Annotated in this window: 17 protein-coding genes; 11 read left to right on the top strand and 6 right to left on the bottom strand. The window is 52.2% G+C overall.

Annotation, left to right across the window (positions count from 1 at the left end; all coding sequences use genetic code 11):
* Positions 1-225 precede the first annotated feature (225 nt).
* Positions 226-972: a glycosyltransferase family 2 protein gene (locus tag SH302x_RS24800; RefSeq protein ID WP_479365625.1), complete on the top strand. Its 747-nt coding sequence runs from the start codon at positions 226-228 to the stop codon at positions 970-972.
* Positions 973-1,270: 298 nt separating this feature from the next.
* Here the strand turns inward: SH302x_RS24800 and SH302x_RS24795 are convergent, their stop codons facing one another.
* The gene (locus SH302x_RS24795) at positions 1,271-2,080 is read right to left on the bottom strand and encodes a class I SAM-dependent methyltransferase (protein ID WP_479365623.1); all 810 of its coding nucleotides are present in this window, start codon (positions 2,078-2,080) and stop codon (positions 1,271-1,273) included.
* 501 nt (positions 2,081-2,581) lie between these two features.
* Here SH302x_RS24795 and SH302x_RS24790 point away from each other — a divergent pair.
* From SH302x_RS24790 to SH302x_RS24770, 5 genes are all read left to right on the top strand, one after another.
* Positions 2,582-4,084 carry a sigma-54-dependent transcriptional regulator gene (locus SH302x_RS24790; RefSeq protein ID WP_479365622.1) on the top strand — a complete coding sequence of 501 codons (1,503 nt, stop codon included), beginning with the start codon at positions 2,582-2,584 and terminating at the stop codon, positions 4,082-4,084.
* A 278-nt stretch (positions 4,085-4,362) separates the two neighbouring features.
* On the top strand, positions 4,363-5,568 hold the full coding sequence (locus SH302x_RS24785; protein WP_479365621.1) for a glycosyltransferase family 4 protein: 1,206 nt from the start codon (positions 4,363-4,365) through the stop codon (positions 5,566-5,568).
* A gap of 140 nt (positions 5,569-5,708) precedes the next feature.
* Complete coding sequence (locus SH302x_RS24780) at positions 5,709-8,102, top strand: hypothetical protein (RefSeq protein WP_479365620.1); 2,394 nt, start codon at positions 5,709-5,711, stop codon at positions 8,100-8,102.
* Between the two features lie 90 nt (positions 8,103-8,192).
* Positions 8,193-8,903 (top strand): bifunctional demethylmenaquinone methyltransferase/2-methoxy-6-polyprenyl-1,4-benzoquinol methylase UbiE, encoded by a 711-nt coding sequence (gene ubiE, locus SH302x_RS24775; protein WP_479365619.1) that lies wholly within the window; start codon positions 8,193-8,195, stop codon positions 8,901-8,903.
* A complete protein-coding gene (locus SH302x_RS24770) occupies positions 8,900-9,565 on the top strand; it encodes a UbiX family flavin prenyltransferase (RefSeq protein WP_479365618.1) in 666 nt (221 codons plus the stop codon). The genes ubiE and SH302x_RS24770 overlap by 4 nt, the downstream gene beginning before the upstream one ends.
* A gap of 20 nt (positions 9,566-9,585) precedes the next feature.
* Here SH302x_RS24770 and SH302x_RS24765 read toward each other — a convergent pair whose 3' ends face one another.
* Positions 9,586-10,410 carry a YdjY domain-containing protein gene (locus SH302x_RS24765; protein ID WP_479365616.1) on the bottom strand — a complete coding sequence of 275 codons (825 nt, stop codon included), beginning with the start codon at positions 10,408-10,410 and terminating at the stop codon, positions 9,586-9,588.
* Between the two features lie 274 nt (positions 10,411-10,684).
* Here SH302x_RS24765 and SH302x_RS24760 point away from each other — a divergent pair, with 274 nt between their 5' ends.
* Positions 10,685-12,526 (top strand): hypothetical protein, encoded by a 1,842-nt coding sequence (locus SH302x_RS24760; protein ID WP_479365615.1) that lies wholly within the window; start codon positions 10,685-10,687, stop codon positions 12,524-12,526.
* Between the two features lie 93 nt (positions 12,527-12,619).
* Here SH302x_RS24760 and SH302x_RS24755 read toward each other — a convergent pair whose 3' ends face one another.
* Positions 12,620-13,228 carry a peroxiredoxin family protein gene (locus SH302x_RS24755; RefSeq protein WP_479365614.1) on the bottom strand — a complete coding sequence of 203 codons (609 nt, stop codon included), beginning with the start codon at positions 13,226-13,228 and terminating at the stop codon, positions 12,620-12,622.
* A gap of 246 nt (positions 13,229-13,474) precedes the next feature.
* Here SH302x_RS24755 and SH302x_RS24750 point away from each other — a divergent pair, with 246 nt between their 5' ends.
* A complete protein-coding gene (locus SH302x_RS24750; protein ID WP_479365613.1) occupies positions 13,475-15,559 on the top strand; it encodes an SHD1 domain-containing protein in 2,085 nt (694 codons plus the stop codon).
* 98 nt (positions 15,560-15,657) lie between these two features.
* Here SH302x_RS24750 and SH302x_RS24745 read toward each other — a convergent pair whose 3' ends face one another.
* Both SH302x_RS24745 and dnaB read right to left on the bottom strand, forming a co-directional pair.
* Entirely contained in the window at positions 15,658-17,010 is a 1,353-nt protein-coding gene (locus SH302x_RS24745) for a glycosyltransferase family 4 protein (RefSeq protein WP_479365611.1), read from the bottom strand.
* Positions 17,011-17,154: 144 nt separating this feature from the next.
* Positions 17,155-18,636: a replicative DNA helicase gene (gene dnaB, locus SH302x_RS24740; RefSeq protein ID WP_479365610.1), complete on the bottom strand. Its 1,482-nt coding sequence runs from the start codon at positions 18,634-18,636 to the stop codon at positions 17,155-17,157.
* A gap of 261 nt (positions 18,637-18,897) precedes the next feature.
* Between dnaB and eboE the strand changes: the two genes are divergently transcribed.
* The gene (eboE, locus tag SH302x_RS24735) at positions 18,898-20,145 is read left to right on the top strand and encodes a metabolite traffic protein EboE (protein ID WP_479365608.1); all 1,248 of its coding nucleotides are present in this window, start codon (positions 18,898-18,900) and stop codon (positions 20,143-20,145) included.
* On the opposite strand, the gene SH302x_RS24730 is transcribed toward eboE, so the two are convergent.
* Entirely contained in the window at positions 20,122-20,979 is an 858-nt protein-coding gene (locus SH302x_RS24730; RefSeq protein WP_479365607.1) for a class I SAM-dependent methyltransferase, read from the bottom strand. The two genes, eboE and SH302x_RS24730, sit on opposite strands and share 24 nt — an antisense overlap.
* Positions 20,980-21,054: 75 nt before the next feature.
* Here SH302x_RS24730 and SH302x_RS24725 point away from each other — a divergent pair, with 75 nt between their 5' ends.
* Together SH302x_RS24725 and SH302x_RS24720 are read left to right on the top strand one after the other, a co-directional pair.
* A complete protein-coding gene (locus tag SH302x_RS24725; RefSeq protein WP_479365606.1) occupies positions 21,055-21,549 on the top strand; it encodes a TspO/MBR family protein in 495 nt (164 codons plus the stop codon).
* Between the two features lie 462 nt (positions 21,550-22,011).
* A complete protein-coding gene (locus SH302x_RS24720; RefSeq protein WP_479365605.1) occupies positions 22,012-24,183 on the top strand; it encodes an alpha-amylase/4-alpha-glucanotransferase domain-containing protein in 2,172 nt (723 codons plus the stop codon).
* Positions 24,184-24,278: the final 95 nt, after the last annotated feature.

Genomic DNA, 24,278 nt, shown 5'->3' with positions numbered 1-24,278 from the left:
AGCGTCGATGTCGAGTGTAAGAGGAGCTACGACGCCAGGAAGTTGCCTCCATACACGTTCTCATCGCCAACCGTACCATTTATGACTCATCGCCCCTCCGCCAACACTACCGCCGCGAATGCTGTTTCCCTTAATTCGCAGCCCACTACGCTGCAGCATCCTGGACAGCAGCACGGACCACCAACCAACGGCAACCTCGTAGCGGATCTGGAGAGAGTCGCCTGCATGCTTGAAAGCTTACATCCCGGCCATGACGAATCGGCCGTAGCCGCACCCGTTTTATCCATCGTGGTGCCGGTCTTTAACGAATTGCGCACCGTGGTGCTGGTCATTGACGCGTTGAACCAACTGGAAATCAGCAAAGAGATCATCGTTGTTGACGATGGCAGCACCGATGGCACTCGCGAGGTTTTGCTTGAGGTTGCCAAGCGTTGTAAGTCTTTGGTTGTCCACTTGCAATCGCACAATCAAGGCAAAGGAGCGGCCTTGCTGGCAGGCTTTGCTCGCTGCAAAGGCGACATCGTGATCATCCAAGACGCCGACCTGGAGTACAATCCAGCAGACATCCCTCGTGTGATTGCTCCCATCCAGTCAGGTGTCTACGATGCCGTCTACGGCTCACGATACTTGGATGCTCGACTGCATCAGGACTCCAGTCGCATCCATCGCGCTGGCAACGCCCTGCTGACGGGCTTAAGCAATCTGTTCACTGGGCAAAAACTAACCGATATGGAAACTGCTTACAAAGCATTTCGTCGTGAGTTGATTCAATCGATCTCCATCGAGCAACCGCGTTTCGGCTTCGAACCCGAAATCACCGCTAAACTATCGGCGCGGAAAATCAGTATTGGCGAGGTTCCTATTTCCTACCAACCTCGCTCCTGGAAGGAAGGCAAGAAGATCGGCTGGAAAGATTTAGTCAACACGCTCTATTGCATCGTGCGCTATCGCTTTTTTCGTTCGTCGTTTTGAACCAGCACTGCTCCCGTTACGGCCACTGGGCAAAAAACAAGCCTACTCTGTCAGATTCACTTGGCATGGCGTACGCGTTATACTCTGAACTAGGTCGATGCGCATCGGTTCATTTCAGCCAGGTAGACTTGCTATGCACAAGCTTCCGAGAAATTTGATTTCTGCCCTATTGCTTGTTCTTCTATCTACAACGTGTCCGGCTCAAGAACTTGAACCCCAAACGCAACGTGAATCACAGCAGTGGAGCCAGTTGCGAGTTGAGCTAAAGGATGAGCGGAAAGTCACTGAGTTCTAGCGTCTATTGTTTCCAAGCACCGAAGGCGGCGAAGCAACTGTTTTTGTGCAACAGTTCCACATGCGTAAAGCCGACGCGACGAAGTAATTCCAATTGATAAGTCACTGGACGCGGAGAATCCTCGCGATCTATGTACTCAAAGACTTTTTTCCGGTAATCAGCACCGCCAGTTTGTTCAAGATAGTCGCCATATCGGGACCACATGAGATCATGGACGGGCGAGGTTTCTTGGACAACTAAGTCAGTGATCCACACCGATCCGCCGGGCTTGAGCGACACAAAGATCTTTTCAAACGCGGCCTGCCAATCTTGGTCATCTCTCAAATGATGAAGTACTGCGGCGGCCAAGATCACATCGTAACTTTCAACTGGCAGCGGCGCATCGCGAAAGTCTTGCTGCCACAATTGGACATTAGCGATGCCCGCTTGCAAGACGCGTTCCTTTGCTCGCTCAAGCATCGGTTGGCTAAGGTCTAGCAGGTCGCTGGCGAACGATTTCCCATAGACCTCTTTTAGCTTTAAAGTGTTGTTCCCAGCGCCACAGCCGATATCCAGTACGCGATTGATGTGAGGTGTCAGTCGGACGGCCGCTTCGGTGATCAATTGCATTGACAGCGGCGCGTCAATAGTGGCAGCCTGTCCTGTTTCCAGATTGCTGAACCTTTCTACGTCCGCATCGAAACGGGTCTCGATGTCAACCAGCGTCGACTTGTTAGAAAAATCCCGAACCTGAAACTTCAGCGATTCAGCACGTGCCTGCCGCATCCGTGGCGAATCGAAGTCGTTCAAGTCCAAAGCGGGGTCATTCATCATGAGGGGATTCCATTATCATCGCAGCGTAACTATGTTCGTTGCCCAGAGCATGCTCTTCGGCTTGGCTCGCTACTGGGGGTTCAATGCTGGGAGCGGATTCACAGTCTACTGGCATGCAGGGACAGCCTAAAGACCTTGGAAGGATTTTTCGCCATTGCCAAATCAACCTTTGGATGAAGTTGCGCCGCGAAGCTGGGCCTTGTGCCCAGTCTTCGCAGTAGGATTGGTGCGCTAGCAGCCTTTGCAGGGTTTCGTTTAACCGCGTTGGGCATCGCCCCGCGTTTGTTGTGCCCTTAGCAGTATCGCGCGGCCCGCTGGGCACGCGGTTAAACGACGTTTGCCCCGTTTCGCCTGCGAATCAAACGTAAAGATGTGTAGATACCAATGTTGTGGCGGAGGCGGCGCTCGCGGAGGGACGGTGTTAGCTATTTTGGGTTCCGGCAAACTGAGTTAGAGTATCGTCTGTCAACGTATCGGTCTCTGTCGCATTCAAATGACTCCATGGACGATTTACCCAGTATTCTCGACAAGAAAAACACCCTAGATGCCTCTCGGTTCGCCGTGCTGATCGTAGATAACGATGCTGCTCACGCTCGGGCCATGTTCGAAGCACTTGAAAAGGTTGGCTATCGCTGCACCCTCGCACTCAGCGGACCAGAAGGTAGCAAACAAATCGAACAAAACACCTTCGACATTGTGATCACCGACATGGTGATGAACGATGTCGATGGAATGCAGATCTTGGCTCAAGCCAAACAAATGCTGCCCGAGTGCGAGGTCGTTATGGTAACCGGGCATGCGACGGTCACCAAGGCTGTCGAAGCGATGCAGACGGGAGCTTTTAACTTTCTCGAAAAACCGATCACCCCCAATCGCTTGCGAGCAATCACCGAGAAAGCTGCCGAGTCGATCGCGTTAAAACTAACCAATGTCGAATTGCGGCAACGGCTTGATGAAAAATTTGGCTTTGAAGGCATCATCTATTCTAGCCCCGCGATGGCACATCTGGTTGATCGCCTGCGACGCATCGCTCCAACAGATGCAACGGTCCTGATTACCGGGGAAAGCGGCGCGGGTAAAGAAGTAGTCGCGCGTGCGATTCACCAAAACAGTCCTCGCAAAGCCAAACGCATGGTGGCGCTCAATGTTCGAGCTGTCAGTGAAACGTTGGTCGAAAGCGAACTGTTTGGACACGTACGCGGTTCGTTCACCGATGCTGTCTCCGATCGCGAAGGAGCTTTCCAATATGCTGACGGTGGCACTCTGTTCTTGGATGAAGTTGGCGATATGCCAATGAGCACGCAGATCAAATTGCTGCGCGTCTTGGAAGAAAGCTCAATCACTCGCGTTGGCGATAACAAACCCATCAAAGTCAATGTGCGTCTGCTGTCGGCCACCAACCGTCCGCTCGAACAAATGATCGAAGATGGAACCTTTCGGCTGGATCTCTACTACCGTTTGAAGGTTGTCACCGTCGAACTGCCTCCCTTGCGAGCACGGCGCGAAGACATTATTCCTTTGATGGATCACTTTCGAAAGATGTTCTTGCGTCGACACAATCGTCCCGCGGCGACTTTCTCGACCAATGCAACTCGGGAATTCTATGGTTATGATTGGCCGGGCAACATCCGCCAGTTACGCAACTTCGTCGAAACCATGGTGGTTCTCGACACCGATGGGAAATTAGACGTCGATGATTTGCCGCCCGAGTTAGCTGGGCCTGTCCAAGTCGCCGGATTCAGCCCCCCCTCGGCCGCGGATGCTCCGAACGCTTCCCTGGACATGCCTGCGGAAAGCGTCGGCCATCCGCAGATCGGTGGCATGCCTGATCTCATTGGCAAAAGCATGGATGAAATCGAACGCTGGGCGATTACCGAAACGCTGAAGCTTACCGCTGGCAACCGCGAAGAAGCCGCGAAGGTGCTTGAAATCGGCGCTCGAACCTTGTATCGCAAACTGGACAAGTACAAACAGGATGATGCGGACCAAAACCCAGAGTCGTGAGATACAGGGAAGTTACGCCCGAGCAAGCGCCGACCATGACGCTTGTAACGATAATGACGCCAAATTTATGAACGGCTCTGAGTCACTGGCGTGGACGTTGATTGTTCTGGCGACTATTGATTTGACTTGACGGGCGGGCAGCTAAAATGGGGCTGTGTTCACCCTCGGGTGGCAGTTGCAAGAATTGTCAAACGTAAGCGAGAGGTCCAATGGAAAGAGTTGGGCTGTATTTCGCTGTTGCCCCCTTTGCCCTGATCTCATTTCGACGACCTTGATTCATGTCCCATTTGCTTGTAGACAACCAGCCAGCCAATCTTGCTGATCCCACCGCGCCGCAAATCTTAAGCGATGCCAAAGCCGTCTTGCTGATCAATGCAATTCTGCGGCAACAACAACCGCAGTTCGCAGAAGCCACGCGGCTGATTCCCAATCTACAAGTGCTTGTTTCGACCGACAAAGAACCTCAGCGTGACTACCGTCCCGATTTCTCTGCGATCGATGTCACGATTCAAAAGACACTGACCTTGCGACGCAAGTGGAAACACGGCGCGGGCTTTACTGACGACCTCTATCTTCACATACCTTATGACACGTTATCGCAACTGCGTCGACGTAAGCCGGACGTGATTTTGTCTTATGAGCTTGGGTTCCGTTCGCTTGCCAGTTGTGTGTATCGCAAGCTACATCGAAACTGTGGTTTGGTTATCGCCGTCAAAGAGTCTGAGCAAACGGTAGCAGCATGGGGGGGCGTGCGGAAGATGGTTCGCAGATTCATCTTACGATCGGCGGACGTGGTCACGTACAACGGCGACTCGGGCCGTCGCTATCTTGCTGAGCAGATGAACGTTCCCGAAGATAAATTGCGATTGATTACTTATGTCGCTCATCCGGACATGGTTTATGCTGGCCCGACCGATCGGTTGCCTGCGGTCCGGCACAAATTGATTTATGTTGGGCAGATGACCGAGCGAAAGAATATTTTGCCCTTTATGAAGACGTTGATACGATGGTGCGAAGACCATCCACAGCAGACAGTAGAAATGTCGCTGGCTGGCCGCGGGCCGTTGGATGCGGATGTGCGAGCACTGCCTTTTCCCAACAATCTCAAGTGTACCTTCTTGGGATCCGTGGACCCTAGCCAACTGCCCGAGTTATATCGCGAGCATGGCATTATGATTTTTCCGACGCTTGCGGATGAATGGGGGCTAGTGACCAACGAAGCGATGCACTCGGGGTTACCGATTCTGGCCAGCGTGTATGCTCAGTCAACATTGGTCGTGGTCAAGGATGGTGAGCATGGATGGCATTACCAATCCGATAATGGGGAGTCGGCATACGCGGGTATTAGCCGCATGTTTTCAACAAGTGTTCAGCAGTTAAACGCGATGGCGGCTGCAGCTCGAGCAGCGATTGCGGAACGAACGCCAGCTTGGGGAGGCCGACTGGTGGCCGAGGCGATCGTGGCGGGCCTACGAAAAAAATAGCCCAAGAATAATCGGGGATCAACGAATTCTTTGACATCTGATATATTGGCAAACCGCTAGCGGCCGTTCCATCAAAATGCGCTTCGCTTTCCTATTAACTTAAACTTTTGGCCGATGTCGACGGATTTACAGGGTGTCTTATGAAGAATTTTTTTGCTCGATTTGTATTGGCCACGGCCGTCGTGGCTGTGGTCGGCATGGTAGGTCCGGTTTCCAAGTTGCTTGGACAAGACCGAAATCCAATTTCCGCTTTGGGGGCAGGTACTGCGCCAACGTTCGAAGTAATAGATTTGAGCCAAACCAGCTTGCGTTTTGCCAGCCAGGACGCAGCGTTCTATTCCGCCACTTACCAGCTTTCGTCGCAGTGGCAGGCGTTCCTACAAGGGCCTTTTGCTCAGCATTTGCTGAACTCCCAGGTGGGGCAAAAGTATATGGCGGCCTTTCAAAAGCAGTGGAACGACCGCGACGGTAACGTGGGTGAATTGCGACGCAACCTAGATAACCCCAATATTCGATCGATCCTGGATGTTTTGCAAGACGTTGCTAGCGACGAGGTCTTTATTCTCGGTGGCCCTGAACTGCCGGGGAGCTTGACTGCCATCAATCAGATGTCGCAAGAGTTGCAGGCCGTCATCGCCAGCGCGCCCGAGCAGATCGAAGAGTATATCCTTTCGTTGCGCAAAGAAGACCTCGACCGGATTCTCGTGCCAACCCTGGTTGTGGGGGGCAAGGTTTCCAATACTGAGAATGTCTTGCAGCAAATCGATATCCTGGAAGCACTAATGACGTTCGGATTAGGCAATGTTCCACAGGTACAGTTCCTGAAAGATGGACTGAAACGCGTTGATTCGGTATCCGGAACTCGGATCACTTTAACGCTCGATTCATCCATGGTGCCGTGGGACTTGTTCGCAGGCAATCCGGACATTGCCGAACTGGTTACCAAGCTAGAAAGCCTGCTTGAGCGACGTCAGATCGCGATTAGTTTCGGGATGTTCCATGAGTATCTGATTTTCGCTATCAGCGAGACTACGGATGCTATCGATCTGCTAGACAAAAACAGCTCGCCACTGCTAAGCCACACTGCAATGGACTTGGTGCGTTCCAAATCCCAGTTGCCTATTATTGGAATTGGTTATGCATCGGATGCCATGGCTGACGTCAACTTTCAAGTGAACCTGAAGGACTACTTCAGCAAGAACCTTGGACGCATTGTAGTGGCGGGCCAAAATCAGATCTCTAGTCAGATTTCTTACACGGACGACGAAGATGAACTTGCCAAACTGGAAAGCATGCTGGACATCCTGGATCTCGTTCCAGAAGACCTTGTGTGGTTGGATGCAGAGATCGGCCAGCACATTCCCGAATTCAAAGGCCAGACAAGTGTAGCCGTCGCTCAGCCCGATGGTCTGGAATCCTGGACACAGTCTCGAACGAAGAATGTACTGTTCGACTCGCAAGCGAAGCTGCCTGTCCTGAGCCAACTTGGTGGCGATCCGATTGGCTTCATTGCAGGTCGACGCGCACATCATCCCGAGTACTTCCAATCGGCTCGATTGATCGTTCAGAAGGTTCACAGCTATCTGGAACGCATTGCCGACGAAGAACTGTTGGACGGCAGCGATCAAGAAGATGATTTCGATGATGAAGCTGATGAAGACCAAGGCGATGACGAGGCAGACGACGAAGAAGCAGACGATGATGATGGTGATGATGATGAAGGTGATGAGGCCGACCAACGAGAACGCCTGAGCGACGCCGACCGGCTGGATATCGTGCTGGAAGACGTATGGCCGCTGCTGGTTGAGCTAGCGGACATCATCGAGCAAGACTTTATTCCTTCCATCAAGGATGGTCAGTTCGCGATCGTACTGAGCCCTTCGACGATTACGGCTAAACAATGGCTGGAGGGCATGCCGCCCAGCGATGTGGCTTTGCCGCTGCTGGAGTTTGCTGAAGTGGTGGGGGTGAGCGATTCGGAGCAGTTTTTCGGAGGCTTCGAGAAGCTTTACGATTTGTTGGACAAGGTTGTCGATACGGTCCGCGAACTGGAACCTGGCCAGGTGCCGGAAGACTACAAAATCCCGCGTCCTGAGAGCAAGCAACACGCGGCTGGACCGAAGTTCTTTTACGCGATCCCTGAAGAATGCCCGGTCCCAGAAACGATGGCCCTGCAAGCGGTTTTTGGCAAGCAGTTCGCTTTCTTCAATTACAGCGATCCTCAGATGGATTTGCTGACCAAGCCTACGCCACTGGCAGTCACCCCGGATTTCCTCAAGCAGCACGAGGCAGTTTCCGCTGTACTATACTTAGATGTCGGACGATTGTTTGGGCAGTTGAAACCATGGGTGATCTATGGTGCCAGCCAGAACAAGCAAGACGTCGCCATACCGGCGCAGGAAGGTTTTCCGGAAGTGACTCAAGCAGAATTGCTGGAACTTTTCGACGCTTTCGAGAAGTGCGGTGAATTTGTTTCGGTAGAAAGCGGGTCAGCCGACGGCTCAATTGCCCACGGGCGATACTTCCGCAAATAGGCGGTAGTTTTTTGATTTGTGACTTCATTAGCGAGCGATGCCAAGTAGGCTTCGTTCGCTAATTTCATTATTGACGAATAGTTGTGCAAAGTGGTTGATAAATCGGGTGATCGTGTCCAGCAGATGTTCGCGCAGATAGCGCCGCATTATGATCGCATGAACCACTTACTGTCATTGAACATAGACAAGCATTGGCGAGCCAAAACGGTTCGCCTCTTGGGTCCATTTGCCGATCGAGCTGTATTGGATGTCTGCACTGGGACCGGTGATCTGGCGTTGGAGTTTGCGAGGAAGACCGCTTGTCCTCGCATCGTGGGCTCTGATTTTTGCGCCCCGATGCTGGACATTGCGAGAACCAAACAGGTAACTGCCCAACATGGTTCGGAACGCCTAAGTTTCATAGAAGCGGACGCTCAAGACTTGCCGTTCGCGGACGATGAGTTCTCGGTGGTGACAGTTGCATTTGGACTACGGAATGTTGCAGATACACATCGCGGCTTGCAAGAGTTGTTGCGAGTCTGCCATCCGCAAGGCAGGGTCGGTATTCTTGAATTCTCCAAGCCAACGTTTCCAGTGCTCAAGCAAAGCTATGCTTTATACTTCCGCTATGTCCTGCCACGAATCGGACAATTCCTGGCGCGAAACAATACCGCGGCCTACGAGTATTTGCCTGAAAGCGTTCGCGAGTTCCCGTCCGGTTCCGATTTCCTCCAGTTGATGAAGGACAATGGTTACGCAAGAGCCAAGCAGTATCCGTTGACGTTTGGTGTGGCAAGTCTATACGTGGGCGAGAAATCATGATTCCAACCGTTGTTGCAATTACCGGTGCCAGTGGAGCGATCTACGCCGTGCGTTTGCTGCAGCAGTTGGTGCTGGCCGGCGAACATGTAGAACTGGTCATTAGCCCTTCGGGATGGACTGTGTTGGGGCAAGAGCTAGGTGGGGATTTTTTGGGTTCAATGTCGCAGACGGTCAAGGTTCGGCAATCGCTTTTGACCTATCGTATGGTTGATCGGTTCGCAGGCTTGAGCAGCGAGCGATGGGGATCACCGGTTCCAGAAGATCGATTCGAACAAGTCCACGTTAACGGCTATGAGAACTACTTTTCGAAGATCGCCAGTGGATCGGCCAAGACCAAGGGCATGGTGATTTGTCCTTGCTCAGGTGCCACGTTGGCTGGCGTTGCTCATGCTCTTGGCAACAATTTAATTCAGCGAGCTGCGGATGTGCATTTGAAGGAGCGACGCCCGCTGTTGTTGGTCCCGCGTGAAACACCGCTATCGACGTTGCAACTAGAAAATATGCTGCGAGTGTCGCAGGCTGGTGCCACGGTGCTGCCAGCGATGCCCGGTTGGTATCATGGCGTGCGAGATCTTCTTGATTTAGTTGACTTTATTGTCGCTAGGATCTTGGACCACCTGCAAGTCGAAAATCGCTTGATGAAGCGCTGGGCTAGCGAGTAAGCGTAGCTGCGAATGGGACTTTACGTTCTCGGTTCTTCATCGCTAACCACCAAGACCACACGGACGGGAGTAAAGAGCGGTGGAATAGCTTCGGTGTTAGGCACGAACATCAGATTGGCATTCGAGGCGTCGCTACGAACAGCGATGTCCAGCGTCGCGGTTGAAAAATTCGCGACCGTCACAAAGTCTCCGCTATCACCCATGTAACGGCCTTCGGAATCGGTTTGGCTGCCGGCGAACACCCAGTCCAACTCCATTGGTTTCTTTGTGCTGGCATCCATGATCCAGTCCTGCGCCGCAGAAGTCTGTTTGTTGCCATCTTGGTCGTACCATAAAACATAAATTTTGATCGTGGAACCGGAAGCAGGCTCAAAGGGTTGAAAGCGAACGGGATGGCCAGCTTCGGCCCCAACAGCCAGCAAGCCCGCATGGATCCAACTGGCTAATCCAAAAACGGCAATCACGCTTTCGTGTTCCTTGGTTCCAATCGGGCAAGCGAACATTTCCAATTGGCCGGCGCGGAGGGCGACGTAGCCATCGCAGACGACCATTCCGCGATCGGGATTGATCCAGATTCGTCCTTTGGGGCTGAGTTCTTTGAATCCTGGCGGTGGGCCAAACGTTGAATTGACGCGAGCGACCGCTTCTTCGGGTAAAGGCCGTATCTGAGCCCAACCCAAAGAATAGCTCGTGTTCAAAGCAAAAACGATGATGAACAAGCGCAGGCCGTAGGTCAACCAACGCGACCAACAGTCGCATCGAAAGTCCGACCAATCCGGAAGGTTCGAAAACAGTCCCTTGCGTTCGCAAATCTTGAGGCATGTAGAATCTGGCAGTTTGGACATCTTTGGCGTCGTGGGAAATTGGTTACCAAAAAACGGAACCCAGCCGCTTGCATATAAACTTTCTCGAACAACAATTGTGCCCGAACAGTCTGCGGTGGCGAAATTCGTTTTCGCTTGGGTTGTGCCGATGGGAATGATCATTCCGCGGCAAGACCTATTGTAATGCAATTCTGAATGGCGCGGTCAAAGTCGCTGAAAGAGTTTCAGGCAGAGTTCATGTTGAGTTGCGATATAAGTACACGACACAGTCGAGCACATCACGGAGGCAAGCCACATGCAATTGGCCAGCAGTTTATTGCAGTACTGGACGACACAACGTAATAACGCGTTAAGTCATGAGAACAAAGAGCAACGCTCATCGAAACTGAAAGGATTGTCCTCCAAGGATTCGTCCAGTTCGTTTCAAGCACCGCAATTAGCACAGGCCTTGCTGTGGGGCACCGGTTGCCTGAGCAGCAGTATTTCGGACGCGTTTGACCAACTGATCGCCAGTACCGATTTGTTGACCAGGATCCATAGTGGCAAAGTCAGTCAAAAGCGCGATGCTCGCATCAAGGAAGCGACGCTTTCGACCGCGAATTGGATTAATCATCATCTACCGGTCAACAGCAATGACCCGTTCGTCACCTTGGTTGCTTCCGGGTGGATCTATGCGCTGCGGTACGCATCCGCATCGTTATCGAGTTCGCTGTGGCTGGAGACGCTTCAAAACATTTTGACTCAGGTCGACCGCGCTTGGAATGATTGCAGTGACGAATCGTTGTTGCCGACTTTGGTTTGGGGCTGTGAGATTCCTTTGGTGCTGGCAACTCAAATCGATCAGATCGACGGCCAAACCAAACTGGTGCAAGAAACAAGAGAACGCTTAAAGTTCTTGATCAGTCGAGTGGATAACGCGGAGGCTATGTGGCTTAAGCATGGTGGTTGCGAGGTCCGCTCGCTGCTGGCAGGAGTCTTGCGCTGCACTTGGCTGCTAGAACGACTGGGTGGCAAGGCACTAAGCAAAAAGGACTTTAAACACCTGCTGACGTATGCTCGAGCCGGATTGTCACTTTCAGAAGTAGGCGGGCAACCGCTGCTGCAAGACGGTGCAAGTTCGCACGACAACGATTTGTGGCACACCTTGGCCAATCAATGGCCCAGTGACAAAAAGTTTGAAGCGTTGGTCAAGACGATGACGGCCAGCGCCGACGTGGCAACGACAGCCAAGCGACCAGCGCACTTCACCTCGTTGCCTCCTCTGGGACAAGTTTTCGAAGATTCCGAAGCGGCAGTGCTAAGGCAATCGTGGACCTCCAACGCGGGCATGCTAGCCGTCGATTTTTCCAGCGATCCAATGTGGCTGCAGATCTTCGGCCCGCACCAGCGCAAGCTGATTGATGGCGCCTGGGAGCTAAGGGTGGAACAAGATGGCGTAGAAATCGCAATTGATTCGCCTTGGCAACAGATCTGCTGGTTGGGCGATGATGATGCAGACTATCTGGAATTGCAATGCGAGGCCGAAGGCCTCTGCAAAATCCAACGACAGATTATGTACATTCGCAATGAAGGCATGGTGTTTCTGTGCGATACCTTGCTCGCGGAGCGAACCGGTCATTGGCAACTGATTTCGTCCTGGCAATTGGGCGAAGACACACAGGTAGAAACCTTCCCTGACAATACCGAAGTTCGGTTGGTAACCTGCAGTGCCAAGAAAGCGAAGACGATTGCCCGTCCGGCTGCGATCGTTTTGCCGATTGGATTTCCTGAATGGCGAGCTTCTAAACCGCAAGGCGAACTGTCATGCGTCGATTCCGTGTTGGCTCTGCGTCACTACGGCGTTGGTACGCGGTTGATGAGCCCAATGGTCCTGGGCATTGGCCCTAAATCGGCGAAGGAGCCATACACGTGGCGACACTTGACCATTGGCGATGACATGAAGATTCAACCGCCGGAACAAGCTCGCGGTTATCGTGTGCAGATTGGAAGCGATCAAGTGCTGTTCTACCGATCGCTGGGGGCATTACGCCGCCGCACCATGATGAGCTTGCACCTGCACAGCGAATTTTATGCAGGTCGGTTCGATCCTCGCGACGGCGAAATCGAATCTTTAGTCGAAGTGTCGGCAGAGGAGTAGGATTCGCTCTTCAGAGGAATTCGCAGCGGACTCTTCGCCTGGAGATCCGCTTCCAAACATCGACCGTTCAAGCAGGACATCTGTTAAGCCCTTTTACCGGCTTAGTTCTTTTACGATTGTTTCGGCTGGTACGCGTCCGCCATGTGTCCGACTGATCTGTGCAAATTGGACTTTGTTATCGGTGCCAATGATAAAGGCAGCCGGGTAGGCGGTTTCATTAGGTTCGTCCCAACGCAGATGATACGCGTTGGTGAACTTGTACCCTGGATCAACTACCATATGGAAGTTCTCAGGCAACTTGCGATCCTTCAAGAAATCCTTTGCATGATCCACCAGCGATTCGGCAGGACCTGGATAAACCAATACCACTTGGACTTTGTCGGCAGGTAACTTTGATGCGTTCACCATCAAGTCCGCGACTTGGCGAAAGCAGGCAGGGCATTGATAGCCGGGCCAGCCACGCAGCACAACCAACACGACAGGAGTCTGATTTGTGAGCTTGTGCAGCGACACAGGCTTGCCATCCAGATTGTTCAGCTCAAAGTCTGCTGCGATTTGGCCGACAGCGGGTGGTTCATTAGCCGATGCTTGCACCTCCGTAGGTTCCTGGCCATTGGCTGGCAAGACCCATAACGTTTGTGGGCAAACGCAAATGGCGATGAGTAGTGAGCAAAGATTCTGAAAAAGCGACTTCAATGACATCGTACCACCTGGAGAAAAAGTGTTTTGAATCGCGGCTGAACAAAACCGCAGTCACCAGCCATTCCGAGAAGGGTAGGCCATCGGCACATTGTACCAGTCGCATGGCGCAGGTCTCGCAAAACCGAGTAGAATGATGATGATTTCTGTGTCAGAATCCATCGACACTTGTTTATATAACATTGTGCATGCTATTCCAGCGGCAGCATGACTTAATAAATCCGTTTCCGATTCATGAAGACTGCTCACATGTTCTCAAGATTGTTTGCCAGCCGACTCCGACCTTGGATCTCAATACTTTGCCTGTGTTTCGCGACCACGCTCCAGCCTTGTTTGTGCTTTGGCGGAAAACCTGAGGGTGTATTGAAGTCGTTCGCGAGCAAGCGATTGTGGAGCGACACCACCGGTCGATTTAAGATCGAAGGCGAACTGGTTTTCGCAGACGCAGCAGCGGCCGAATTAAAATCGACCGATGGCAAACTGATGCGTATTCCAATCGAGAAACTCAGCGAAGCAGATCGAAGCTATGTTCGCGCTTTCTTGGATGCCGAACGAGCAATTGTAACAACGAGTTCAGGCAACCGTGCGGGAGCTTCCGACAATCCTTTCCAAATGGTGGAAAGTGGAGGTAGCCCGGCAAGTAGCGTACCCAGAGTTGATGACACTTTCACTGAAGCGGCACCCGCTGGTTCGGAGAATGCAAAATCCAGTAAGAGTGCCGCCAGTAGCGCTCCTTCTGGTGGAAATGGGGCCGGCGAGATTCCGCGAAAGCAAGTGCTGACGAAAACGTCGCGCCCTATTCCGCTTTCGTTCGACCAGTCGTTCTGGCGAGGCAAATCGCCGGCTGGATTGCAACTGTCTAAGGCATCGGACCTAACGGTGGCAACCGATGTCGCGAAACCATTCTTCGCGGGCTTGGAAGTACGGGCGGCTGGGAAATCTCCTGTCGCTCTTTTGAATGTTTTCGAGAGTGGACGCCGAGGGAACTACAGCCGCTTCTTGGCAGTATCGATGGTTGATGGCGAATCTTCGACCACTTCTCAGTTCGAAATTCCGATGAAACTAATGGCAGTTAGTCCTGATGGTCGCCGGGCGTTGGGGTTGCGTCTAGATGGTCCCGACAAGAACAGCGCCTTGGTCATGCTGACGATCGATGCTACTGGCGTCAAACCTGAATTTGAGTTTGTCGCTGGTGGCGGGGACTGGGACGAATTGCAGTGGGCAACATTTCTGCCCAACAATCGTTTGATGACCCTTTCCCAGAAGCACACGGTCTCTATCTGGGAACTCTCTAATCCTAAAGGGGTGGTGTTGTATTCTCGCGGGAATTTGGGAGCCGCACTTCCCATCACTACCAGCATTGGCAATGATCAAGTCGCCATCATCAGCAAACAAGCAATCGCCGTAGTGGACTCCTCTGAGCTTAAGCAGACCGGATGCATCGTTTGCGATAAACCAATCTTGGCCGCAACGTTTTCTCATGATGGCACCAACATCGCAGTACAGATGGCCTATGAACTTTCCGTCTACTCAACCGCCGACGGTAATCTCATGCGGTCGATTCCAATTTCGAATCCAGGCAAAGCAAAGCTGCACAGCCATGGTCGATACGTGTTGGTCGACGACTTGATGTTGGATGCTGAACAAGGCATACCTGTTTGGACGTATGAAGGGGCCTCAAACGGATTCATGTTGGCCGACCTTCTGATCCGAGGGTTTGGGGGCGACAAGGGCACCAGCTTGACTTCGGTTCAACTGCCGCATGCGCAGGCCGTCAGCGCAGCCAAGAGCTTTGAAAAAAGTGATTTATATGCCGTGATTCCTGGCACTCCCGTACACCTGGAAGTTACCGTGAAAGGCAACTTTGGCCAGAAGCAGCAGATCGAAGATGCGATGCGTGAGAACATTACGCGGACTGGTTGGAAGATTGCTCCCGGTGCCGACGTTGTCATTTTTGCTTCACTGGAACAAGGGGAAGTCACCAAAGAAGAGTACGTGACTCGTGAAGGCCGATTTGGAATGCCGCCGCCGATGTTTATGCACAATGCGTCTGGGCCTGTCGACGTGGTCACATTTACCCCCTGGACACACAAAGTCGAGATCAAACGTGGCTCCGAGGTATTATTCACCAACGTACGATACGTCGGGTCGCCTCAATCCTTCCAATCAAAAGATGGCGAATCGACGCAAGCGACCATTACACGATTGGTCCAGCCACGAATTGACTACTTTCAAACGTTAAGCCTCCCGCCGTACCTATGGAAGCCTGAATTGCAAAACGGATTTGGTAAATCGAAAATCGAGGCGACCGGCTTGCAGGCATCCAGCAAGTGAGTCCGCGTTGTAATCGTTCGCGTTTGATGCAAGCGTCCGCCTGCGGTTGCCGTCGCAGAAAAGGTCAGCTCAAAGGCACTGCGCGGAGACGATCGCAATCATTGCAAGACTTCGCCTAATCTCTCGCACAAGATGCGAAACGATTCGCTCCATCGTCGCACATCACGATGTGGTGTGACGCTGGGACGTGCGTTACCCCACTGGTCCTCCCATCGCAAAATCAACTGCGCAAGCGTCGCTGGCGATGTAACGTCGCAGTACAAGCAGAGCTCTTGTCCAACTTCGCGGTGACTGGGAATATCGCTGACAAATGGCTGAGTTCCATGCCAAAGTGATTCGACGATTGGCAGCCCAAAACCTTCCGTTAGCGAAGGGAAAAGGATTCCGCGGCTGTTTGCGTAACAATAGTTCAATTCCGCATCGGTCACATCTTGCATCAGAAAAAGTCGCTTGTTGAACTGCGGGTGGTTGCGAATTCGCTCTACTACAGGTTTGCCTTGCCACCCGATACGACCGACGATGACCAGCTCGGCTTCAGGATGCTGCTGCCAAACCAACTCTAAGGCATCCAGTGCGTAATGGTGATTCTTACGCACTTCAATTGAACCGACCATGATATAGGGAGTTCGCGCGCGATGAGCGCCAAACAGTGATTTAAGTTTCTGCCGAATAAAGCCATCGCGATGCTCGATCTCTGCCCCCAAAGGAAAGGACGAGACGCGGAGATTTGATTTGCGTTCGGGATGGTACTGACTCAAGTAATCGCGAAACTCTTCGGCAACGGTATGAGATATCGCAAGCACGCCATCGGCCATGGCGACCAACCGCTCCAGATAGACACGAAAAGCTTTGACTTCTGCATGATCGTAAAGTTCAGCATGAGTGTACGGGATGAGATCGTATAGCACGAAGACCAGCTTAAGCCGCATCGCTTTGGCTTTTTCAATAGCCGTCCAATCGGTGAATCTCGACCAGTACGAATCGGGCAGAAGCAGAACATCGCCTGCTTGTAACTCAGCCCGGTCTGGGGGTGGGCAATCGCGAAACTTGGCAGCAATCTTGGCAGGGATGCGAAACATGCCTAAATGCCCAGGCATAGGCAACAGCCAACGTCGCAAGGTCGGAATTCGTAATCGATCGCAAACCGCCGAGGCGACTCTGCGATAAATCACCGGCAGTCTGGAGGAAACATCATCGGACCAATACACCGGTCGATTCGACAATCGCAAACACACGGCCGTTGATGGATCGACGACGGCGTTCCAAAACGAGTCGCCTGTCGCGACCACCGGTTGGAACTGGAACGCTGAGCTGGAACCTGGCTTTTGAGATTCCTTACAAATCAGACGAACGACGCGTTGTACCCCGGTGTGGAACCTGCCGTTGACGGTCAGCGAACAATCGATCCAGACTTGTGTTCGCGGCTTGTCGCTGGTTATGAGATCTGACATTAAAGGTAACGAGGCCGACTGAAGACCGCTGGTCACTTACCATCCCAGCAAAAAATAAGGTGACCGTACTCGACAGTAACTTTCACATGATACCATTGCTGGTCAGTAACTTCATCCCCCAAAGCCTAAGTTCCACAGGGCAAGTTACTTGATACCGCCGGGGGTGGAGAAGTCACTTTGCACAAAAGCATTGTCGGCAAAATCGTTGTATTGGTCCGACGCTTTGTTGGAGAACCGAGTAAAGTCGCGTTCCCAAAGTAATTGCACGTCACCCACGGGTCCATTTCGTTGCTTTGCAATAATGATTTCCGCATTTCCCCGCAATGCGTCTGCTTCCTCGCCACGTGCGTAGTAATCTTCGCGGTGCACGAACATGACCACGTCGGCATCCTGTTCAATCGCTCCCGATTCACGCAGGTGGCTGAGCTTTGGCCGATGGTCTTTCCCTTCTTCTGCTTGTCGATTTAACTGCGCTAGACACAACACAGGGACTTGAAGCTCTCTGGCTAGCATCTTTAGCCGTCGTGCAATTTTGGCGACCTGTTCCTGACGCGGGTCTTTTGGATTATCTGGGTCCAGCAACTGTAAATAATCGATGACGATCAGTCCCAGCTTGCGGCCATTGGGTTTCTTGGTTTCGTTTTGCGTGATTCGTCGAGCGACCGCTGCCACCTCGCTGACGGTTCTTGTGGGAGCGTCATCGACATACAACGGGCTTTGGCTGAGCAGGGAAGCACTTTGTAGCAAGCGTTGACGTTCGTCAGAACCGATGGTGCCATTCTTCAATCGCGAACCGTTCACGCGTGCAACGGAGCAGAGCAGACGGTCTGCTAATTCGATCGACGACATTTCCAGCGATACAAAAAGCACTGGAGCGCGTTCTTGCATTGCAACTTGTTCTGCGATGTTCATCGCGAAGGCCGTTTTTCCCATACTAGGTCGCGCGGCCAGAATTACCAGTTCACCGGCGTGCAAGCCACCGGTCATGTTATCGAAATCCACGAAGTGCGTCAGTACACCATCGGCAAGTTGCTCGCCGCGAATACGTGCGTTAAGCCGCGCCATAGCCGCTTTCAGAACATCGCTGATGATCGCTGCGGAGTTTGCACTACGGTCATCTTGGATCTGAAAAATACGTTGTTCCGCTTGGGACATCAATTCACGCGGATCGACACCATCCTCGTAAGCGTCGCGCAGAATCGTCGAAGAGGCCTCAATCAGCCTACGAACGGTGGCTTTGTCGCGAACGATCTCACCGTAGTAGACCGCATGCGCTGAATTGGAAACAGAACTCGCTAATTTACCAAGATAAGCCGCCCCCCCGATCAGCTCAAACTCGCCAGCGTCCCTCAAACGCGACACCAGCAGTGTGACGTCGATCTTTTTCCCCTGGTTGTACATCTCCTGCATGTGATCGTACAATTTTCGATGCGCGTCATCAAAAAAATCCTCCGTCTTGAGCACCAGTGTCAATTCGTTAATCACATCAGGATTAAGCAAAGCACTACCCAAAACCGCCATCTCGGCCGTAATATCTACCGGGGGCGCTCGATCCAGAATTGGGGCTGCTTCATTTTTCGCATCATCACGTCGACGACGGAACTTTGGATTACTTTTTGACTCCATCCTGCCCTCCATGGGGGAAGTAAATAGAAAAACGAAACTTCGGCCACCACACTGCAACGACTCCAGGTGCCTTGTACAACTCGACACCCGGATGGTGATTTAGAACGAGCGTGGTATCTTAGCACAGGCAATTTCCGACGCGAGACTTGACGACCGACACTGCTGCGGCTAACCCCCAATTTCCCTTTGTTTCTCCTCAAAAAAAATTTGATTCCCGGCGACCCCACGATGCTTCCAGAATCCCACCAGCTCGGTTATTGCATGAACGTGCATCCGGCCACAACACTCGACTCGGTGCTCGCAAATCTTCAACAATATGCTGCGGCCGTCCGCGCCAATTTGGTTTCCGACGGCACGCTAGCGTCGCAATCGCCGCTTGGGCTAGGATTGTGGCTCTCGGAACCTGTCGTGCAAGAACTTCAGGATTCTCAAAAGCTGAATGACTTGTCGAACATGTTAAACCAATTGCAATTGCAGCCATTTACCTTCAATGGCTTTCCGCAACACAACTTCCATCAAGCCGTAGTCAAGCACGCTGTCTACCTCCCCACTTGGCTTGACAATTCTCGATTAGACTACACGACTCGATTAGCAGAGACGATGGCTTGCCTTTTGCCCGAAGGCGCGGTCGGTTCCATCTCGACGCTGCCTATTGGCTGGCCAACGTCCGGCAACATGAGCCAGCAACTAGCCGCAGCAGCCCAGCAACTGCATCAACTGGCCATGCGACTGGATCAGATCTATCAACAAACAGGTCGTCGTATCATCCTCGCGGTTGAACCGGAACCCGGCTGTATCCTGGGCGATAGTTCCAGCACACGGGCGTTCTTCATGAAGTACCTGCTAGACGACCATCATCAGGAATTGCATCGACAGTATCTGACCGTATGCCACGATGTCTGCCACGCTGCGGTTATGCGAGAAGACCAACGGTTGCAAATCCAAGCGTACCGCGAATGTGGCATTCGAATCGGAAAGGTACAAGTCTCCTCTGCCATTAAAGTGGATTGGGATACGATGCAGCCAGAACAGCGAGTCCAAGCATTTCAACAAGTCAGCTCATTTGCAGAAGATCGCTATCTGCATCAGACAACGATGCGCACTGGTCCCGTTGGATCAGTACGATTTGTCGAAGACCTTAGCCAACTGGTCTCGGAAGTGAAAGACCCCAAACGTTTAGTCGGTAACTGGACGATTCACTTTCATGTCCCCATTCATGTCGAAAAGTTTGGTTGGCTGACCACCACGCAAAAGGACATTGCAGACATGTGGGAAGGCCTGCGAACCGTCCCCTCCACGCCGATCTCCAACGGGATTGCGGCAGAACCTGTGGAGTATAAAAAGCTGTGCACAGCCGCTGATCTAGAGGACCATTTTACTGGCCACTTTGAGATCGAAACTTATGCTTGGTCGGTATTACCCAGCCAGTTCCGACAGGCTAGCTTGGTCGATGATATTGCCAATGAATTTCGATACTTCCACCAGCTAACCAGCGACCGCAGTTACTAAAAATCCTGCGCTGCGAAACCGCGGCAAGAACCATGCTTTGGAAAGCGGTTGGGTCGAGCTTTGGTCTAGATAGATCCAATGCTCAACCTGAAAATCACACTGCACGAGTAGCTTCCGAAGCTCGTTGTGAGTAAAGATATGCAAGAACATCGACGGCAAATTGCGGTAACTGTAAAAGCGATCCCCGCGTTCATGGGTCCTTGCGTTTACTATCGATTGCCAAAGATCATTCCAGACCAAACGTCGCCCCATCGCTGTCAGCCACCAATTCTGACGATTATGGACATGCACTACCAACCTACCGCCAGGACGCAAAACACGCCGAACGTGCTGCAAGCATTGAATGCGATGAACCTGACCACGTACCATGCCCAGAGAACTGTACAGGCATAGCGCCAAATCAACCGAGGCTGTTTCGAGCGCGTCGAGTTCCACCATGTTCGCTTGCAGCCATACGATCCGTTGTTGATCGATTTCGTTGCGGCATTGGGCCAACAGTTTTTCGTTCGCACACCGCAGCATCTCGGCACTCAAGTCTACGCCAATAGTACGATGGCCTTGTGCATGGGCATAAGTCAGCGACCGCCCAGTGCCACAACCCAAGTCAAGCACCGTTGCTGGCTTGCGATCACTTAAGCGATCGACTTCTGCGTTAACCACTTGCCGATCATAGTCCAACAAGCCATGGGTTGCATGAAACTGGTCATATTCCGATGCGATCTTATGGTCGTTGACATAGTCCCAAGTTGCCCGCGAAACACCTGGAGGCAATTGCCAATCTGCAATTTTCTGCACCACTGCTGTATACTCAATAAAAACTTGTTCGACGTGCATCCGAATGTACTGAGATTTGATCCCTAGATCAGCAACTTACTCGAACGGCCGCAACTTACCAGACATAGCGTGACCATGAACCACAGCACTCCGATCACAAAAAGCGTACTGCAACTCATTCTTTGCGTGGTTGTTTGTCTCGCCGCTGGGTTCATCGGCAGCTACTTTACAATACCCAGTGTGCGCAGTTGGTACCCAACGCTTGACAAGCCCACGTGGACGCCACCCAATTGGTTATTCGGCCCCGTCTGGACCATATTGTATGTCTTGATGGGTGTTTCCTTATGGCTAGTGATCCGACAAGACCGATCCAAGCGAGGATTCGGGTTGGCGGTCGCTATGTTTGCAATTCAGCTAATTTTGAACACACTTTGGTCGATTATCTTTTTTGGCTGGCATCAAATCGGCTGGGCGTTGGTCGAGATCATCGCGTTATGGATCGCGATTGCATTAACGATGGTTTGCTTTTGGCGACTTTCCAAGCCAGCCGCGTGGTTACTTAGCCCCTATTTGCTGTGGGTAACGTACGCCACCGCGTTGAACTTTGCAATTTGGAAGTTAAACCAGTAAGGTCACCGGAGTTAACCTGCTTCTGTGCACTTGGCATTTACACAGCTTTGCGCTTAATTCGGAGACGAACTGGGATAAACGTCGTTTAACCGCGTGCCTAGCGGGCTGCGTTGCTGCCGCAGGTATAACAAACGCCGGGCGATGTCCGCGCGGTTCAACAAAATCCTTGCAGTTTCATTTAGAGTCTATCCAAAAACCCTCAACGTGCTGGAAGCCCATTCTGCTTCTCGGGTTTTGGGATAGGCTGTTCGCCAAACGAGCTGACGACTGACGCAGGAGAGTCACTCAGTTGCGTGGCATCTAAAAGAAGTGACACCTAAGAAGCAAAGTATTGCAAGCAATACCAAAAGTTCCGGCAGAAATGCTAAGGAATTGGAACATCGAGCTTGCATTGAGACAGCAAAATGTCTCAACTGCGAGCAATCGCAAACTTCACTCGCCTTCTAGATGGATCCCGGGGCTATGAGCTCGATTGTTCGACTTTCTTTGGTGCTTCACAACCACCAACCTATCGGCAATTTCGATTCTGTTATCGAACAAGCTTACCAAGATAGCTACTTGCCGTTCTTAGAGGTCTTTGAGCCCTACGAACGGATCAAAATTGGCTTGCATACCAGCGGGCCGTTGATGCTCTGGTTGGCGGACAGGCATCCCGATTACCTCGACCGCTTGCGCGCGTTGGTCGCGGCCAATCGAATCGAAATCCTGGGCGGCCCGTTCTATGAACCGATACTGACGATGTTGCCCAGTCGCGATCGCATTGGTCAGATACAAAAATATACGAACTGGCTGCGAGATCGTCTGGATACAAAAGTGCTGGGCATGTGGATGCCGGAGCGGGTTTGGGAAAGCCAATTGATTCGCGATATCGTGCCCGCGGGCATGCATTACACGATTGTAGACGACTACCATTTTCGTTGTGCTGGTTTTCGACCTGAGCAGTTGACCAATTATTACTTTACGGAAGATGATGGTCATGTGCTGCGTGTATTTCCGGGCAGTGAACAACTGCGATATCTGATCCCCTTTGCGGCTCCTCAAGACACCATTGAGTTCTGTCGCGAGTTTGCCAGGCAGCATCCCGGTGGCAGCTTGGTTTTCGGCGACGACGGAGAGAAGTTCGGGACTTGGCCTAACACGAAAGCTCACGTTTATGAGCAAGGTTGGCTGCGGCGTTTCTTTGATCAATTGACGGAGAACAGCGATTGGCTGATCACTTGCGGCCCAAGTGAAATTATCCGGCAGTCGCCGCCTGTTGGCCGTGCCTTCTTGCCTGATTGTTCTTACCGCGAGATGACGGAGTGGGCATTGCCTGTCGATCAGCACATCGCGTACGACGAAATTACGCATGAGCTAGAACATGATTCGCGTTGGCCTGTATTATCGCGATTCGTACGGGCCGGAATTTGGCGGAACTTCCGAGTGAAGTATAGCGAAGCCAACGAGATGTATTGTCGTATGATGGAGGTCAGTCGCGCTCTGGATCGAGTAATCAAGACCGGTAGCGATTCCGCGTTGCTGCGTCAAATCGAAGACCATCTCTACCGCGGCCAATGCAACTGTCCCTACTGGCATGGCGCTTTTGGTGGAATCTACTTGCCGCATTTGCGCAACGCAACGTATCGAGAGTTCATTGCCGCTGACAATTTGCTCGAGCAAGTCCAAGGAAACACGGGGCACTACGTTTATGCCACCACCGAGGATTACGATAAGGATCTATACCCAGAGGTTCGCATAGCGAACGAACATCAAGTTGCTTATGTCGCACCGTTCCGCGGTGGGATGTTATATGAGCTAGATGTTCGCCAAGTTCAGCACAACTTGCTGGCCACCATGCAGCGACGCCCAGAGAGTTATCACAAGAAGATCTTGGCTGGTGCGACCAATCACCATCAAGATGCCGCTAGTATTCACGATCGAGTGGTCTTTAAACAAGATGGCTTGAACAAACTCTTGCAGTATGACACCTCACCTAGAAAGAGCTTGATCGATCATTTCTGGGACAATGAAATCACCTTGGACGCCGTGGCTGAATGTCGGGCTGTAGAACGTGGTGACTTCGCCAGCAGCCCTTATGAAGCGAAGATTCGACGCGCGCCGCGGCATATCCAATTGGTCATGAAACGCGATGGAAATGCGTGGGGCATTCCGCTGACCATTACCAAATCGCTGATGATGGCCGCCGGCAGTGACACGATGCAGGTCACGTATCAATTGGAAGGCCTGCCGCAAAACGAGGACTTGCATTTTGCATCGGAATGGAACTGGGCTGGCTTGCCTGCCGGAGCAGGTGATCGATTTTTCTTCGACTATATCGGAGCGAATTTAGGCCATTTCGGTAACCGCTTGGACCTGCATGACACGCAGCATCTTGGTTTGATCGACCAGTGGCTGGGCGTATCGGTGCAGATCGCAATCAACCGCCCAACATCGTTGTGGGCTTTTCCGATCGGAACCGTCAGCCAGAGCGAGTCAGGATTTGAAACGGTCCATCAGTCTGTGTGCGTCATGCCGCATTGGTGGGTTCGCGGAGATTGCGACGGTAAGTGGTCGGTAACCATGGAAATTAGCATTGCTGCCGAGCATGAAGTGAAGCCGCGGGTGCATCCATCGATGCGAGCACTGGTGATCTAGCGGTACAGCGGTGATCTAGCGGTACAGCAAGGTCCAATTGCGGCTGCTTAACTCAAAAACCGACGGGTTACTTTTCCAGTTGCCCCCTTTTCCAT

It is taken from the genome of Njordella calcicola (assembly GCF_056494125.1).
Note: the sequence above shows the minus strand (reverse complement) of the source record. Positions and strands in the feature narration are given on the sequence as shown.

Bases quoted from the DNA above. Each gene is read 5' to 3' on its own strand.
- SH302x_RS24795 (WP_479365623.1), bottom strand. From the start codon at position 2,080: ATGATGAATGACCCCGCTTTGGACTTGAACGACTTCGATTCGCCACGG.
- SH302x_RS24730 (WP_479365607.1), bottom strand. From the start codon at position 20,979: ATGCACGTCGAACAAGTTTTTATTGAGTATACAGCAGTGGTGCAGAAA.
- SH302x_RS24725 (WP_479365606.1), top strand. From the start codon at position 21,055: ATGAACCACAGCACTCCGATCACAAAAAGCGTACTGCAACTCATTCTT.
- SH302x_RS24780 (WP_479365620.1), top strand. From the start codon at position 5,709: ATGAAGAATTTTTTTGCTCGATTTGTATTGGCCACGGCCGTCGTGGCT.
- SH302x_RS24785 (WP_479365621.1), top strand. From the start codon at position 4,363: ATGTCCCATTTGCTTGTAGACAACCAGCCAGCCAATCTTGCTGATCCC.
- SH302x_RS24800 (WP_479365625.1), top strand. From the start codon at position 226: ATGCTTGAAAGCTTACATCCCGGCCATGACGAATCGGCCGTAGCCGCA.
- SH302x_RS24750 (WP_479365613.1), top strand. From the start codon at position 13,475: ATGTTCTCAAGATTGTTTGCCAGCCGACTCCGACCTTGGATCTCAATA.
- SH302x_RS24760 (WP_479365615.1), top strand. From the start codon at position 10,685: ATGCAATTGGCCAGCAGTTTATTGCAGTACTGGACGACACAACGTAAT.
- eboE (WP_479365608.1), top strand. From the start codon at position 18,898: ATGAACGTGCATCCGGCCACAACACTCGACTCGGTGCTCGCAAATCTT.
- SH302x_RS24720 (WP_479365605.1), top strand. From the start codon at position 22,012: ATGAGCTCGATTGTTCGACTTTCTTTGGTGCTTCACAACCACCAACCT.
- dnaB (WP_479365610.1), bottom strand. From the start codon at position 18,636: ATGGAGTCAAAAAGTAATCCAAAGTTCCGTCGTCGACGTGATGATGCG.
- SH302x_RS24745 (WP_479365611.1), bottom strand. From the start codon at position 17,010: ATGTCAGATCTCATAACCAGCGACAAGCCGCGAACACAAGTCTGGATC.
- SH302x_RS24765 (WP_479365616.1), bottom strand. From the start codon at position 10,410: ATGTCCAAACTGCCAGATTCTACATGCCTCAAGATTTGCGAACGCAAG.
- SH302x_RS24770 (WP_479365618.1), top strand. From the start codon at position 8,900: ATGATTCCAACCGTTGTTGCAATTACCGGTGCCAGTGGAGCGATCTAC.
- SH302x_RS24790 (WP_479365622.1), top strand. From the start codon at position 2,582: ATGGACGATTTACCCAGTATTCTCGACAAGAAAAACACCCTAGATGCC.
- SH302x_RS24755 (WP_479365614.1), bottom strand. From the start codon at position 13,228: ATGTCATTGAAGTCGCTTTTTCAGAATCTTTGCTCACTACTCATCGCC.